Here is a 14,302-nt window from a genome sequence, read left to right as displayed (position 1 = left end):
GGGGCGTCCGCGGCGGGGGCTTCGGCCTGGGGCTTTTCTTCGAGGACGAACAGCGGGGTGGCGGCAGGCTCGGCGAGGGGGGGGGCAATCGGCTCGACGGGCGGTTGCTCGAGCGGCGGCTGGTCGGGCGACGGCTGGTTGGGCGGCGGGGCGACGGAGAGCGGGCCGGACTCGATGGCCGTCGGGTCTTCGGCGACCTGGGCTTCCAGGGCGTTGAAGGGGTGCTGGCAGTGACCGCAGCGCACGCGCCCGCCCCGGGCCTGCAGTTGCTCGGGGCGAACCCGGAAGGTCGTGGCACAGGCGGGGCAGCGGGCGAGGATCATGGCGTGACCGGTCGTTCTCCTTCGAGGCGGACCCAGCCGTCGTGCGTGGCGCCGACGGTGAGCGCGATGAAGGGCGAGTAGGCTTCGATGACTTCGTCGGCCTGGGCTTCGAGCACCCCCGAGAGGGCCAGCCGGCCCCCGGGGGCGACGCGGGCGGCGAGCAGCGGCGCGAGCATCTTGAGCGGGTTGGTGAGGATGTTGGCGACGACGCGCTGGAAGGTGCCGTCGAGGGGCTTGGAGGAGACCTGCAGGTGCAGCTGCACGCCGTTGGTGTCGGCGTTGGCGGCGGCAGTCTCGACAGCCTTCTCGTCGATGTCGACCCCGGTGACTTCACCCGCCCCCAGGCGCGCGGCGGCGATGGCGAGGATGCCGGAGCCGCAGCCGTAGTCGAGCACGGTGACGCCGGGCTCGACTACCTGGGTGAGCCATTCGAGGCACAGCCGGGTGGTGGGGTGGGAGCCGGTGCCGAAGGCCATGCCCGGATCGAGGATCAGGTTGATGGCGTCCGGCGCGGGGGATTCGTGCCAGGAGGGCACGATCCAGAGGCGGTCGGTGATGCGGATGGGGTCGAACTGGCTCTGGGTGAGCTGCACCCAGTTCTGCTCGGCGACCTCTTCGATGGTGAAGGGCGGTACGGCATCGAGCCCGGCGGCGGCGGCGGCGGTGGCCAGCGCTTCGGCCAGGTCGGTGTCGGTGTCGAAGAGGGCGACGACGCGGCTGTGATCCCACAGGCTGGCCGGGTGCATGCCCGGTTCGCCGAACTGGGGCTTCTCGGCGTCGGTGCCGGCGTCGGCGTCGTCGATGCTGACCGACAGGGCGCCGTGCTCCATCAGCGCCTCGGACAGGGCCTCGGCGCGGGTGGCATCAGCTTGCAGGATGACGGAGATCCACATCAGGCTTTGCTGACCTCGTTGCGCCCCGCCAGCTTGTGCTCCAGGTAGTGGATGCTGGTGCCGCCTTCGACGAAGCGGGCGTCGAGCATCAGCTCCTGGTGCAGCGGGATGTTGGTCTTGATGCCCTCGACCAGCATCTCGGACAGCGCGATGCGCATCCGGCGGATGGCCTGGTCACGGGTGTCGCCGTAGGCGATCAGCTTGCCGATCATCGAGTCGTAGTGCTGGGGCACGGTGTAGCCGTTGTAGACGTGGGAGTCGACCCGCACGCCGGGGCCGCCCGGCACGTGCCAGTTGGAGATCTTGCCCGGGCAGGGGGTGAACTTGAACGGGTCTTCGGCGTTGATCCGGCACTCGATGGCGTGGCCGCGGAACTCGATGTCCTTCTGGCGGTAGCGCAGCTTCTGGCCGGCGGCGACGCGGATCTGTTCCTGGACGATGTCGACCCCGGTGATGAGTTCGGTGACCGGGTGCTCGACCTGGACGCGGGTGTTCATCTCGATGAAGTAGAACTCGCCCTTCTCGTAGAGGAACTCGAAGGTGCCGGCGCCGCGGTAGCCGATCTTGCGGCAGGCTTCGGCACAGCGCTCGCCGATGCGCAGGATGTGGCGACGTTCGATGCCGGGCGCGGGCGCTTCCTCGATGACCTTCTGGTGGCGGCGCTGCATGGAGCAGTCGCGCTCGCCCAGGTGGATGGCGTTGCCGTGCTGGTCGGCGAGGATCTGGATCTCGACGTGGCGCGGGTTCTCCAGGAACTTCTCCATGTACACCATGGGGTTGCCGAAGAAGGCGCCGGCCTCGGAGCGGGTGGTGGTGACGGCGTTGAGCAGGGCTGCCTCGGTGTGCACCACGCGCATGCCGCGACCGCCGCCGCCGCCGGCCGCCTTGATGATGACCGGGTAGCCGATGGCGCGGGCGATCTTGACGATCTCCTTCGGGTCGTCGGGCAGGGCGCCTTCGGAGCCGGGCACGCAGGGCACGCCGGCGGCCTTCATGGCGTCTTTGGCCGAAACCTTGTCGCCCATCAGGCGGATGGTTTCGGCGCGGGGGCCGATGAACACGAAGCCGGACTGCTCGACCCGCTCGGCGAAGTCGGCGTTCTCGGACAGGAAGCCGTAGCCGGGGTGGATGGCCTCGGCGTCGGTGACCTCGGCGGCAGAGATGAGCGCCGGGATGTTGAGGTAGCTGAGGGTGGACGAGGCCGGGCCGATGCACACGGATTCGTCGGCCAGCTTGACGTACTTCGCCTCGGCGTCGGGCTGGGAATGGACCGCGACGGTCTTGATGCCCAGCTCGCGGCAGGCTCGCAGCACCCGGAGGGCGATTTCACCCCGGTTGGCGATGAGGATCTTTTCGAACATGGCCATGATTTAGCCGATGATGAACAGCGGTTCGCCGAATTCCACGGGTTCGCCGTTGGCCACCAGGATGGCCTTGACGGTGCCGGCGGCGTCGGCCTCGATCTCGTTCATGAGCTTCATGGCTTCGATGATGCACAGCACGTCGCCCACGGCGACGGTCTGGCCGACTTCGACCAGCGGCTTGGCGCCCGGGGCGCTGGCGCGGTAGAAGGTGCCGACCATCGGCGACTTGAGTTCGTGGCCTTCGGGCACGGCGGGCTCGGTGGCGGCGGGCGCCGCGGCTGCGACCGGGGCAGCGGCAGGTGCCGGCGCGGCGGCGGGCATCTGGGCGACGTAATTGACCGGGGCCGGGCCGGAAGCGTGCTTGGCGATGCGGACCTTTTCCTCGCCTTCGGTGACTTCGAGTTCGGAAATGCCGGATTCCTGGACCAGATCGATCAATTTCTTGAGCTTGCGAAGATCCATTGTGTTCCCCTTGAATGAGCTGGTCCCCGCCGGAGGGCAGGGAGCCGGTATCTGGAATTAGGCGCGATGGGCGCTGGGACGGGTGCGCGCAGGTGCAGGGCCGTGCGCCGCTCGGGCGAGCGTGCGGAAAATCACGGCCCCGGGGCCGGGCGAAGCAGGCGCGCGGTGCGGCGGCTGCTCGGCCGGGTGAATGACCCGAAGGCGGTTTTTGCGCGTCATGGACGCAAGTTTGCCGTAATTCGGCGCAAGTTGTCCACCGCCGGGGACTCGCGGCGGGGTTCAGGAGCGGCTCAGTTCGGCCAGTTTGCGGTCGAGTTCGTCTTCGGACAGGGTGCCCAGCTTGACCAGACCGATGCGGCCCTCGCGGGTGACGATGACGGTGAAGGGCAGCGCCTGGGAGGTGTTGCCGAGGGCTTCGGTGAGCCCCACGACCGACGGCGAGGCGATCACCAGCGGGTAGCTCACCGCGTTGGCGGCCTGGAAGTTGCGCACGTTGTCGGCGGTGTCGATGCTGATTCCCACGAACTGGACGCCCTTGTCCCGGTACTTGGTGCTCATCGCGGAGAAGGCGGGGATTTCCTTGCGGCACGGCGGGCACCAGGTGGCCCAGAAGTTCACCACCAGCACCTTGCCCTTCCAGTTGGCGAGGGGCTGTTTGGCGCTGCCGCTGTCGGGCAGCTCCAGCGCGAGGAGCTTGTCGAGGGCGGCTTGTTGTTCGGCCGAGGCGGCGGGGGTGGCGGCGGGGGCGCTCTGGCGGGCGGAGTAGATGCCGGCTGCGGCGGCGGCCAGGGCCACGACGATGACGAGAGCGATGCTGAGGGTGCGGTTCATGATGGGCTGCCGAGCGGGGCAGGCGTGTTGCTGACGAGGGCTTCGACGACGGCGAGGCGGGCGCGTTCCATCTGGCGGCTGCCGTGGGCGGCGCGGCGGCTGACGCGCTCGCTGTCCTGGGCGTAGATGCGCAGCCGGATCGGGACGTCGCCCCAGTCGAAGACCAGGATCGCCTCGGGCCCGTCGGGCTGGTTGCGGCGGGGCTCGCGGTGTTCGTAGGCGACGTTCTGGTTGAGGAAGAAGATCTCGACTTCCTTGGCGCTCTCGGGGAAGAGGTCGATCTCGACTTCGGCGTAGCGGCCGGCGGTGCCTTCGAGCACGGCGCCGGTGAGATAGGGGCGGAAGGGTTCGAGTTCGCGCATCACCTCGATGGCGGCGAGGCGCATGGCCTGCTGGCGTTCGAGGTGTTCCTCGTCCTGGAAGACGGCGAGGTAGGTGCGGACTTCGGCCTCGATCTCGGCGTTGTTGGGCAGCTCGTCGGCGTTGACCGCGCCCAGCTGGCGGGCGGCCTTGCGCTTGGCGAAACCGTAATCGGCGATGCCGTCTTCGGCGATCATCCGGGCGGCCAGGGCGGCGATCTCGCGGCGGAGGTTGCTGCGGTGCGGAACGGCAGGGCGCGGCATGGGCGGTCGAAGCTCCCCGTTCGATTAGAATAGGCCCCATTCTACACACGACTGTTGCGGTGCTGTTTCGGCCGCCTCTGGGATTCCATGCATATTCATATTCTTGGCATTTGCGGCACTTTCATGGGTGGCGTGGCGCTGCTGGCGCGGGCTGCCGGCCACACGGTGACGGGCTGCGACGCCAACGTCTATCCGCCGATGAGCACCCAGCTCGAGGAGCAGGGCATCGGCCTCGTCGAAGGTTATGGCGTCGATCAGCTGGGCCTCAAACCCGACGTGTTCGTGGTCGGCAACGCGATCTCCCGTGGCAACCCGCTCCTCGAGGCGATCCTCGACCAGGGCCTGCCGTATGTCTCGGGCCCCCAGTGGCTGGCCGAGAACGTGCTGCAGGGGCGCTGGGTGATGGCGGTGGCCGGTACCCACGGCAAGACGACGACCACCTCGCTGCTGGCGTGGATCCTCGAAGATGCCGGCCTGAAGCCGGGTTTCCTGGTGGGCGGCGTGCCCAAGAACTTCGGCGTGTCGGCGCGCCTGGGCGAGACGCCGTTCTTCGTGATCGAGGCCGATGAGTACGACACCGCCTTCTGCGACAAGCGTTCCAAGTTCGTCCATTACCGCCCGCGCACCGCGATCCTCAACAACCTGGAGTTCGACCACGCGGACATCTTTGCCGACCTGCCGGCCATCGAGACCCAGTTCCACCATCTGGTGCGGATCGTCCCCAGGTCGGGCCGGATCGTCGCCAACGGGGCCGAGGCGTCGCTGCAACGGGTGATCGGGCGCGGCTGCTGGTCGGAACTCGAATGGTTCAACGACGCCGCCGGCTGGTCGGTGGCCGAAGGCGCCTTCGAGGACGAGGTGGTGGTGCGCTTCGAGGGCCGCGAGATCGGCCGGCGTCGCCTGCCCCTGTCGGGCACCCACAACCGGGCCAACGCGCTGGCCGCCATCGCCGCCGCCCGCCATGTGGGCGTGACGCCGGAAGTGGCGCTGGATGCGCTGACCCGCTTCGAGGGCGTGAAGCGCCGGCTCGAGGTGCGCGGCACGGTGCGCGAGGTGACGGTTTACGACGACTTCGCCCATCACCCCACCGCGATCGCCCTCACCGTCGAGGGCCTGCGCCGACAGGTGGGCGACGCGCGCATCCTGGCGGTGCTGGAGCCCCGCTCCAACACGATGAAGCTGGGCGTGATGAAGGATCAGCTGCCGGCCAGCCTGGAACAGGCCGACAAGGTGTTCTGCTACGTCGCCAATCTGGGCTGGGACGCCCGCGCTGCGCTGGCGCCCATCGCCGCCAAGACGGTGGTGGAGGACGACCTGGACGCGCTGGTTCAGGCCATCGCGGCCGAGGCGAAGGCCGGCGACCGCATTCTGGTGATGAGCAACGGCGGCTTCGGCGGCATCCACGGCAAGCTGCTCGCCGCGCTGGCGGGCTGACCCGCCGGGGGTCAGTCCATCAGGCCGAACAGCCTCAGCTTGCGGTACAGGGTGGCCCGCGCCACCCGCAGGCTGCGGGCGGCGGCCGATACGTTGCCGCCGCTGCGCGCCATCGCCGCTTTCACCGCCTCCAGCTCCAGGTCGCGCAGGCACAGCGCGTGGGCCGGCGTCGGGGCGGGGGCGAGGGGCGTGCGGCGGGGGCTGCCTTCGAGCAGCTCGTCGGGCAGGTGTTCGAGGGCGATCTCGGTCTCGCCCTCGGCGAGGGTCAGGGCCAGCCGCAGCACGTTGCCCAGCTGGCGCAGGTTGCCGGGCCACGGGTAGGCCATCAGGGCGCGCATGGCGTCGGCCGACAGGCGCGGCGCCTGGGCGCTGCCGGCCTCGCGGGCGAGCATCGACTCGATCAGCGCGGCGCGGTCGGCGCGCTCGCGCAGGGGCGGGAGGCACACCCGCACGCCCTTGATGCGGTAGTACAGGTCTTCGCGGAACAGCCCTTCGGCCACCCGCGTCTCCAGGCAGCGGTGGGTGGCGGCGACGATGCGGGCGTCGAAGCGGATCGGCCGGGCGCCGCCCAGCCGCGTGAAGCTGCGCTCCTGCAGCACCCGCAGCAGGCGGCCCTGAAGCTCCAGCGGCATGTCGCCGATCTCGTCCAGGAACAGCGTGCCGCCGCAGGCCAGCTCGAACTTGCCCGGCGCGCCGCCGCGCCGTCCGCCGGTGAAGGCGCCGTCCTCGTAGCCGAAGAACTCCGATTCGATCAGCCCGGCGGGCAGCGATGAGCAGTTGATCGCCACGAAGGGGCCGGCGGCGCGCGGGCCGTCGTCGTGGAGGCGGCGGGCGAGGACTTCCTTGCCGGTGCCGGTCTCGCCGTTGATGAGCACCGGGATGTCGCGCTCGAAGGCGCGCCTGGCGATGTGCAGGGCGCGGCCGGCCGGGCCGTCTGCTTCGGGCGCCGCCGTCGGGCCGGGGGCCGGGGCGTCGCCGCCGTGCAGGATGCGCACCGCGTCGCCGATGCGGGCCAGCAGCGCGCTGCGGTCACGGGCCTCGAAGCGCGCCTCGAAGCCCAGCCCGTCGTCGCTCCACAGGGCGCCGTGGGTGAGCCGTCCGGTCAGGGCCCGGTGGAAGGTGTCGGCCGGGCAGTCGAAGAGGCGCGTGAAATCCACGCCCGCGTCCTGGCCCGGCGCCAGCTGCAGCAGCTGGCGGGCGGTCTGGTTGGCGCCCAGCAGGCGTCCGTCCGCGTCGAACGTCATCACCCCGGCGAGCGGCGTGGCGAGCAGCTCGGCGCGGGTGTGGAAGCTCAGCCGCAGGGCGCCGCCCAGGCTGTCGACCAGGCGGTTCTCGACGGCGCGGGCGGCAATGGCGAGCGGTTCGAGCACGGTGATCGGGCTGCCGTCGCAGTAGCGGGTGGCGTCGAGGATGCCGGCCAGCTCGCCGGCCGGGTCGAACAACGGCACCGAGGCGCAGGCGAAGGGGCGGACTTCGTCGAGGAAGTGCTCGGCGGCGCGGATCACGATGGGCCGACGCTCGATCAGCGCGCAGCCCAGCCCGTTGGTGCCGATGTCGGCCTCGCGGATCGAGCGGCCAACCTGGAAGATCTGCTGCATGTTGCCGAAGGCGCTGCCGCTGCCGCACAGGGCCTGCACCACCAGGCCGTCCGGGTCGGTGCAGACGATGCCCCAGTTGCCGCGGGTCATGGCGGCGCGCAGCTTTTCCATTTCGGGCAGGGCGCAGGCGACCAGGCGCCGGTTGCGTTCGGCGACCGCCTGCGCCAGATGGCGCGACACCGGGCTGAGCACCCGCTCGTCGCCGGTGCGCAGACCGTGGTCGCGGGAGCGCTCCCAGGAGCGCACGACGGGGGCGCTGACCAGCCCGGCGGGCGACTGCCCGCGTTCGAAGAACTGCCGGCGTCCCTGTGCCAGCCGGGCCTCGAAGGCGGCGAGCTGCTGTCCCATGGTGTCTCCTTCAGGTGGCCAGTTGCGAGTCAACCGGTGACACCGGCGTTGACTCGTTTCAAGTCAGTCCTGCCTGCCCGGGCGGACCCCGCGGGGCCCGGCCCGTGGCGCAAGCGGCTGATTTTTCGTGTTTGTTGTCGATTCTTCCGGGCCGGCACGCTTGCTGCTGGTTCCGGAGGGCGTTCTGCCGCAAGGCTGGAACGCGTTCCACATTAAAGAACTTCAACCAACGAAGTCAATCTGGAGACAACATGCACGCTTACCTTTCCCGTGGCCGTCGGGCCCCGATCCGGGCGGCCGCGTTGCTGGCCGGCGCCCTTGCCTGCCAGATGGCCCTTGCGGCCCCGCCGAAAGGCTCGCCCGAGCACATCGCCGCGGTGACCGCCCAGGTGGACGAGCGGGGCGTGCGCGCCAACGCCGCCCGCACCGCCGACTGGCCGGCCTATGGCCTTGATTACGCCGAAACCCGCCACAGCAAGCTCGCCGAGATCGACGCCGGCAACGTGGGCAAGCTAGGCCTCGCGTGGACCTACAACCTCGAATCGACCCGCGGCGTGGAGGCCACCCCGCTGGTGGTGGACGGCATCATGTACGTCACCGCGTCGTGGAGCGTGGTGCACGCGGTGGATGTGCGCACCGGCAAGCGCCTGTGGCGCTACGACCCGAAGGTGCCGCGCGAGTACGCCCAGAAGGGCTGCTGCGACGTGGTGAACCGGGGCGTGGCGCTCTACAGGGGCAAGGTGTTCGTGGGCACCTTCGACGGCCGGCTGGTGGCGCTGGATGCGGCCACCGGCAAGCCGGTGTGGGAGAAGGATACGGTGGAAGACCGTTCGCGCCCCTACACCGTGACCGGCGCGCCGCGGGTCATCAAGGGCAAGGTCATCATCGGCAACGGGGGCGCCGAGTACGGCGTGCGCGGCTATCTCACCGCCTACGACGCCGAGACCGGCGAGCAGAAGTGGCGCTGGTACACGGTGCCGGGCGACCCGTCCAAGCCCTTCGAGAACGAGGCGATGGTCAAGGCCGCCAAAACCTGGGACCCGGCCGGCCAGTGGTGGGTGACGGGCGGCGGCGGCACCGCCTGGAACAGCATCGCCTACGACCCCGAGCTTAACCTGATGTACGTGGGCACCGGCAACGGCTCGCCGTGGAACCACCGCAAGCGCAGCCCGGCCGGCGGCGACAACCTCTATCTCGCCTCCATCGTCGCCCTCGACCCGGACACCGGCAAGTACGTCTGGCACTACCAGGAAACCCCCGGCGACAACTGGGACTACACCTCGGTGCAGGACATGATCCTCACCGACCTCACCCTGGACGGCAAGAAGCGCAAGGTGATCCTCCATGCCCCGAAGAACGGCTTCTTCTTCGTGATCGACCGGACGAACGGCAAGTTCATCTCCGCCAAGCCCTTCACCGAGGTGAACTGGGCCACCGGCTACGACAAGAACGGCCGCCCCATCGAGACGCCGCTGGCCCGCTCCCGCGAGGCCTTCGACAGCGTGCCGGGCCCCTTCGGCGGCCACAACTGGCACGCCATGTCCTTCAACCCCAAAACCGGCCTCGCCTACTTCCCGGTGCAGAACGTGCCCCTCAACCTGGCCGAGGACAAGGACTGGCGCTTCAACGAGAACAAGCCCGGGCAGCCCCAATCGGGCACCGGCTGGAACACCGGCATGCTGGTGAACACCCAGGCGCCCAAGAGCAAGGCCTTCGGCCGTCTGGTGGCGTGGGACCCGGTCAGGCAGAAGGAAGCCTGGCGCCAGGAGTACGCCTCGCCGTGGAACGGCGGCACCCTCACCACCGCCGGCAATCTGGTGTTCGCCGGCACCGCCGACGGGCGCTTCGCCGCCTACAGCGCCGACAAGGGCGAAAAGCTGTGGGAGGCGCCGATCGGCGTCGGGATGGTCGCGCCGCCGGTCACCTACGAGGTGGATGGCCGGCAGTATGTGTCCATCGCAGTGGGCTGGGGTGGCGTGTTCGGCCTGTTCCAGCGCGCCACCGACAAGCACGGCCTGGGCCGCGTCTACACCTTCGCGCTGGGCGCCGACAAGCCGCTGCCCGAGGTGCCGGCCTACCCGCAGGGCGAGCTGATCTCGGGCGTCAAGTACGACCCGGCCCACATCCCCGAAGGCACCAAGCTGTACGTGAGCAACTGCGTCTTCTGCCACGGCGTGCCCGGCATCGACAAGGGCGGCAACATCCCCAACCTGGGTTACGTGCCGTCGCGGGACATCGCCAACCTGGGCGACTTCGTCTGGGGCGGGCCGTTCGTGAAGAAGGGCATGCCGGACTTCACCGGCAAGCTCAGCGCCGACGACGTGGAGAAGATCAAGGCCTTCATCCAGGGCACCGCCGACGCCATCCGGCCCAAGCCCTGACCTGCTCTCCGGGAGTTTCCTCCCTTTGCCGCGGCCCGTCGGTCCTCCCTCCCTCGCGCCGGGCCGCGGCTTCTTTCTTCCCGAACCGGGCGTCCCGGCAGCCCTGCTGCACCCATCAAAACCACAAGGAGACAAACCATGAACACCCGCAACCGCCTCTGCGCCGCCTCGCTGCTGGGCCTCGCCGCCGGCGCGGCCTACGCCGACGTGCGCCCCGATCCGGGCGACTACACCGCGCTGCCGGCCGGCACCAACCTGCTCCTGGGCTACGCCCAGTTCCCCCGCGCCGACAAGGTGTACGCCAACGGCAACAAGGCGGTGGATAACCTCGACCTCAAGCTCAACGCCGGCATCCTGCGTTACGTGCACTTCACGAAGCTGGGCGGCTACATCATCGACCCGCAGATCATCGTGCCCTTCGGCAACCAGAAGATCGGGCTCTCCGACAGCAAGACCAGCGGCATCGGCGACGTGATCTTCGGTGGCACTCTGTGGACCGTCGCCGACATGGCCAAGGGCGAGCACCTGGGCTGGTCGGTGTTCGTCACCGCGCCCACGGGTTCGGACAGGAACCAGGGCTTCGCCCTCAGCAACAACCGCTGGGCCACCGACCTGCAGGTGGGCTACATCCGCAAGCTGTCGGACAAATGGACGATCGACCTGATCGGCGAGACCGAGTTTTACCAGGACCAGCGTGACTCCAAGGCCACCAAGGACATGCTGCTCCAGGCCCACGGCCACCTGCGCTACCACATCAGCGACGCCACCTACGTAGCCGCCACCTACCGCCACGCCTGGGGCGCGAAGGAGAAGCTCGACGGCGCCGAGATCGCCGGCAGCAAGAACAACGGCACGGCGATGCTCACCTGGGCCTCGTTCGTGGACAAGCAGTGGCAGGTGCAGATGCAGTACACCCAGGACGTGAAGGTGGAGGAAGGCCCCAAGATCAGCGGCGTGCAGGCCCGCGTGCTGTACGTGTACTGACCCCCGTCAGCGCGCCGCCTCGAAGCGTCTCGGAAAGCCCGCCGCCGGCACCCGGCCGCGGGCTTTTTCTCGCGCGAACACCCGCGCCACGGCGGCCAGGGTGGCGCACAGCAGCAGCGCCGCGCCGGTGTTGTGGGCGACCGCCAGCGGCAGGGGAAGCTGCAGCAGCACGTTGGCGATGCCGAGGCCGATCTGCAGCGCCATCGCCGCGAGCAGCGCCACGCCATGCCGGCGCAGCAGCGGCTGGCGACACAGCAGCACGCCCAGGCTGCCCACGACGATCAGCACCACGCCGGCAAACAGCCGGTGGGTGAAGTGGATGGCGGTGAGGGCGGCGCCGGGCAGCAGCGCGCCGCTGGCGGTGGCGCCCAGTTCGCGATCCAGCGTGAAGGCGTGGTGGGTGTCCATCTCGGGCCACCAGCTGCCCTGGCAGGTGGGGAAATCCGCGCAGATGGCGGCGGCGTAGTTGCTGCTGACCCAGCCGCCCAGGGCGATCTGCGTGAGCACCGCCAGCAGCGCCCCGGCCGCCAGCAGGCGCAGGCCGGCGGACGTGGCAGCAGGCCGCGCCGGGCGATGCTCGCGCAGCCACAGCAGGGCCAGGATCGCCAGAGTCGTCATGCCGCCCAGCAGGTGGCTGGTGACGATCACCGGCTTGAGGAGCTTGGTCACCGTGAGCATGCCCAGCAGGGCCTGCCCCATCACCACCGCCAGCAGCACGATCTCCAGCCACGGCCCGCGCCGGGCCCGCTGGCGCCACGCAAGCACTGCAAGGCCGAGGATGCACAGCCCCAGCGTGCCGGCGGCGTAGCGGTGGATCATCTCCTTCCAGGCTTTGGGCGTCTCCACCGGCTTGCCGAAGGCGGCTTCGGCGCGGGTGATTTCGTGGGCCGCTTCGGGCACGCCGATCAGCTGGCCGTAGCAGCCGGGCCAGTCGGGGCAGCCGAGGCCGGCGTCGGACAGGCGCACCCAGGCGCCCATCGACACGACGACGAAGGCGAGCAGCAGCGCGACGCCGGCCAGCAGGCGACGGCCGCTCATGCCAGCCGATCCAGGAAGAGGGCGACGAACAGCCCGGTGAGGTAGACGAGCGAGTAGCGGAAGGCGTGGCGGGCGCGGGCGTCGGAGTAATGCCGCCACAGCACCCAGGCTTCGCGCAGGTAGCCCAGGTTGAGCAGGCTCACCAGCGCCACGTAGACGCCGCCCGACAGCCCGAGGGTGGCGGGCAGGTACGAGACCGCCGCCAGCAGCACGGTGTACAGCAGGATGTGCAGGCAGGTGAGCGGCACGCCGTGGCTCACCGGCAGCATCGGCAGGTCGGCGCGGGCGTATTCCTCGCGGCGGTAGCAGGCCAGCGCCCAGAAGTGCGGCGGTGTCCACAGGAAGATGATGAGGAACAGGGCCAGCGCCGGCAGGCCGATGGAGTCGGTCATCGCGGCCCAGCCGAGCACCGGCGGCATCGCCCCCGAGGCGCCGCCGATCACGATGTTCATGGGCGTGGCGGGCTTGAGGATCAGCGTGTAGACGATGGCGTAGCCCAGGAAGGTGGCGAGGGTGAGCCACATGGTGAGCGGGTTGACCGCCACGTGGAGCAGCCACAGCCCGGCGCCGCCGGTGAGGCAGGCGAGGGTCAGCGTTTCGGCCGGGGTGATGAGCCCCAGCGGCAGCGGGCGGCCGCGGGTGCGGGCCATGCGGGCGTCGATGGTGCGCTCGACGAGGCAGTTGATCGCCGCCGCCGCGCCGGCCACCAGGGCGATGCCGAGGGTGGCCGCGAGCATCGGCCCGGCGGGCGGCCAGCCGGGCACGGCGAGGAACATGCCGATCATGGCGGTGAAGACGATCAGGCTGTTCACCCGCGGCTTGCACTGGGCGGCAAAGGCGGCCAGACGCAGGCGCAGGGGGGCGGCGAGGGCGGTGGGGCGGAGCGTGGTGGGCATCGTGGTCTCCGGTGGCGTGCGTTGGGGGCGAGTCAGCCGGCCCAGGCGTAGCGGAGCAGGCGGTCCATGTCTTTCAGGACAGCTTTGGGGTCGGCGTCGGGGGCGTAGCGCAGGATGATCTGGCCCAGCGGGTCGACCACGAACACCCGGTGGCCGGCGGTGCCCAGGTCGAAGGCGGCTGCAGCGTCGGCGCCGGTGGCGACGAGGGGGTGCAGGTCGGGCTGGATGGCGAGGAGCGGCGCGGGGTCGGCGCCGGGCCGGTCGGTGACCCACGCGCGCTGCACCCGCGGCATCTGCTTGTAGAGGGCCACGTGCACCTGGCGGGTGGCGGCGATCCACTGCCGGCAGGCTGCCTCGCAGGGGCCGCTGCCGGCGACGATGATCGTCCAGTGGTTTTCGAAGGCGGCCTTGCCCACGGGCTTGCCGGCGGTGTCGGCGAGGGCCGGCACCGGGCGCGACGGGGTGAGGAGTTCGCCGTGGCTCGCTGCCCCGGCAGGTCGCCAGCCCCAGGCGTAGAGCCCGCCGCCGATGGCGAAGGGCAGGATGAGCAGCGCCACCACCAGCAGCAGCGGGCGGTAGCGGGCGAGGGGTGAGGCTGGCATGGCGGTGACAGGTGCGCTCACGGCCGTCTCCAGCCGAGGGCGAACCAGATCAGCACCGCGGATGCAGCAAAGCCGTACCACTGCAGGGCGTAGGAGAGGTGGCGCTCGAAGCGCTCGTCGGGGCGCGGCCAGTCGCGCACGAAGCCGGCCGGAGCGTCCGGCGCGAGTTGCACCACCACCGGCTGGAGCGGGTAGGGCGCACTGCCGGCGAAGCGGGCCAGATCGAGGTTCTGCCACACGGGCTGCCAGCTGGCCTGGGGGGCGTCGCCCAGGGTGAAGAAGCGCGCGCCGGGGACGACGGCGGTGCCGGAGAGCGCCACCGGCCCGGCGGGCGTGGCGACCTGCGGAATGTCGTCGTGGCTGGCGTTGGCGGGAATCCAGCCGCGATTGACCAGCACCCGCATGTCGCTGCCGTCGATGCGCAGCGGCGTGAGCACGTGGTAGCCGGCCTGCTCCCGGTGGATGCGGTTATCGACGAGGAACTGGCGGTCGGTCTCGAGGCGCCCGCGTACCGTCACCGGGCGG

At 70.2% G+C, this 14,302-nt stretch carries 14 protein-coding genes; 3 read left to right on the top strand and 11 right to left on the bottom strand.

Annotation, left to right across the window (positions count from 1 at the left end):
• The 6 genes from ACE3N6_RS17560 to ACE3N6_RS17535 all read right to left on the bottom strand — a co-directional run.
• On the bottom strand, positions 1 to 323 hold a 323-nt coding region (locus ACE3N6_RS17560), incomplete at its 3' end, for an MJ0042-type zinc finger domain-containing protein (RefSeq protein WP_374247110.1).
• Positions 320 to 1,216, bottom strand: coding sequence for a 50S ribosomal protein L11 methyltransferase (gene prmA, locus ACE3N6_RS17555; RefSeq protein WP_374247109.1), 897 nt, complete (start codon positions 1,214 to 1,216; stop codon positions 320 to 322). The genes prmA and ACE3N6_RS17560, both read right to left, overlap by 4 nt.
• Positions 1,216 to 2,577 (bottom strand): acetyl-CoA carboxylase biotin carboxylase subunit, encoded by a 1,362-nt coding sequence (accC, locus tag ACE3N6_RS17550; RefSeq protein WP_374247112.1) that lies wholly within the window; start codon positions 2,575 to 2,577, stop codon positions 1,216 to 1,218. The genes prmA and accC overlap by 1 nt, the downstream gene beginning before the upstream one ends.
• Before the next feature lie 9 nt (positions 2,578 to 2,586).
• Entirely contained in the window at positions 2,587 to 3,042 is a 456-nt protein-coding gene (gene accB, locus ACE3N6_RS17545; protein WP_374247108.1) for an acetyl-CoA carboxylase biotin carboxyl carrier protein, read from the bottom strand.
• A 279-nt stretch (positions 3,043 to 3,321) separates the two neighbouring features.
• Positions 3,322 to 3,873: a TlpA family protein disulfide reductase gene (locus ACE3N6_RS17540; protein WP_374247107.1), complete on the bottom strand. Its 552-nt coding sequence runs from the start codon at positions 3,871 to 3,873 to the stop codon at positions 3,322 to 3,324.
• Complete coding sequence (locus ACE3N6_RS17535; protein WP_374247106.1) at positions 3,870 to 4,496, bottom strand: hypothetical protein; 627 nt, start codon at positions 4,494 to 4,496, stop codon at positions 3,870 to 3,872. The genes ACE3N6_RS17540 and ACE3N6_RS17535 overlap by 4 nt, the downstream gene beginning before the upstream one ends.
• A gap of 87 nt (positions 4,497 to 4,583) precedes the next feature.
• Between ACE3N6_RS17535 and mpl the strand changes: the two genes are divergently transcribed.
• On the top strand, positions 4,584 to 5,930 hold the full coding sequence (mpl, locus tag ACE3N6_RS17530; protein WP_374247105.1) for a UDP-N-acetylmuramate:L-alanyl-gamma-D-glutamyl-meso-diaminopimelate ligase: 1,347 nt from the start codon (positions 4,584 to 4,586) through the stop codon (positions 5,928 to 5,930).
• 11 nt (positions 5,931 to 5,941) lie between these two features.
• Here mpl and ACE3N6_RS17525 read toward each other — a convergent pair whose 3' ends face one another.
• Positions 5,942 to 7,876, bottom strand: coding sequence for a sigma-54-dependent Fis family transcriptional regulator (locus tag ACE3N6_RS17525; protein WP_374247104.1), 1,935 nt, complete (start codon positions 7,874 to 7,876; stop codon positions 5,942 to 5,944).
• Between the two features lie 251 nt (positions 7,877 to 8,127).
• Here ACE3N6_RS17525 and ACE3N6_RS17520 point away from each other — a divergent pair, with 251 nt between their 5' ends.
• Positions 8,128 to 10,257 (top strand): PQQ-dependent dehydrogenase, methanol/ethanol family, encoded by a 2,130-nt coding sequence (locus ACE3N6_RS17520; protein WP_374247103.1) that lies wholly within the window; start codon positions 8,128 to 8,130, stop codon positions 10,255 to 10,257.
• A 138-nt stretch (positions 10,258 to 10,395) separates the two neighbouring features.
• Positions 10,396 to 11,241, top strand: a complete 846-nt coding sequence (locus ACE3N6_RS17515; RefSeq protein ID WP_374247102.1) for a transporter — start codon at positions 10,396 to 10,398, stop codon at positions 11,239 to 11,241.
• Positions 11,242 to 11,247: 6 nt separating this feature from the next.
• Here the strand turns inward: ACE3N6_RS17515 and ACE3N6_RS17510 are convergent, their stop codons facing one another.
• From ACE3N6_RS17510 to ACE3N6_RS17495, 4 genes are all read right to left on the bottom strand, one after another.
• A complete protein-coding gene (locus ACE3N6_RS17510) occupies positions 11,248 to 12,279 on the bottom strand; it encodes a heme A synthase (protein ID WP_374247101.1) in 1,032 nt (343 codons plus the stop codon).
• Positions 12,276 to 13,175, bottom strand: coding sequence for a heme o synthase (cyoE, locus tag ACE3N6_RS17505; protein ID WP_374247100.1), 900 nt, complete (start codon positions 13,173 to 13,175; stop codon positions 12,276 to 12,278). The genes ACE3N6_RS17510 and cyoE overlap by 4 nt, the downstream gene beginning before the upstream one ends.
• Positions 13,176 to 13,207: 32 nt before the next feature.
• Positions 13,208 to 13,798 (bottom strand): hypothetical protein, encoded by a 591-nt coding sequence (locus ACE3N6_RS17500; protein ID WP_374247099.1) that lies wholly within the window; start codon positions 13,796 to 13,798, stop codon positions 13,208 to 13,210.
• Positions 13,795 to 14,302 (bottom strand): SURF1 family protein (locus ACE3N6_RS17495; RefSeq protein ID WP_374247098.1); only part of this gene is annotated, 508 nt, incomplete at its 5' end. The genes ACE3N6_RS17495 and ACE3N6_RS17500, both read right to left, overlap by 4 nt.

It is taken from the genome of Zoogloea sp. (assembly GCF_041904905.1).
Classification (GTDB): Bacteria; Pseudomonadota; Gammaproteobacteria; order Burkholderiales; family Rhodocyclaceae; genus Zoogloea.
Note: the sequence above shows the minus strand (reverse complement) of the source record. Positions and strands in the feature narration are given on the sequence as shown.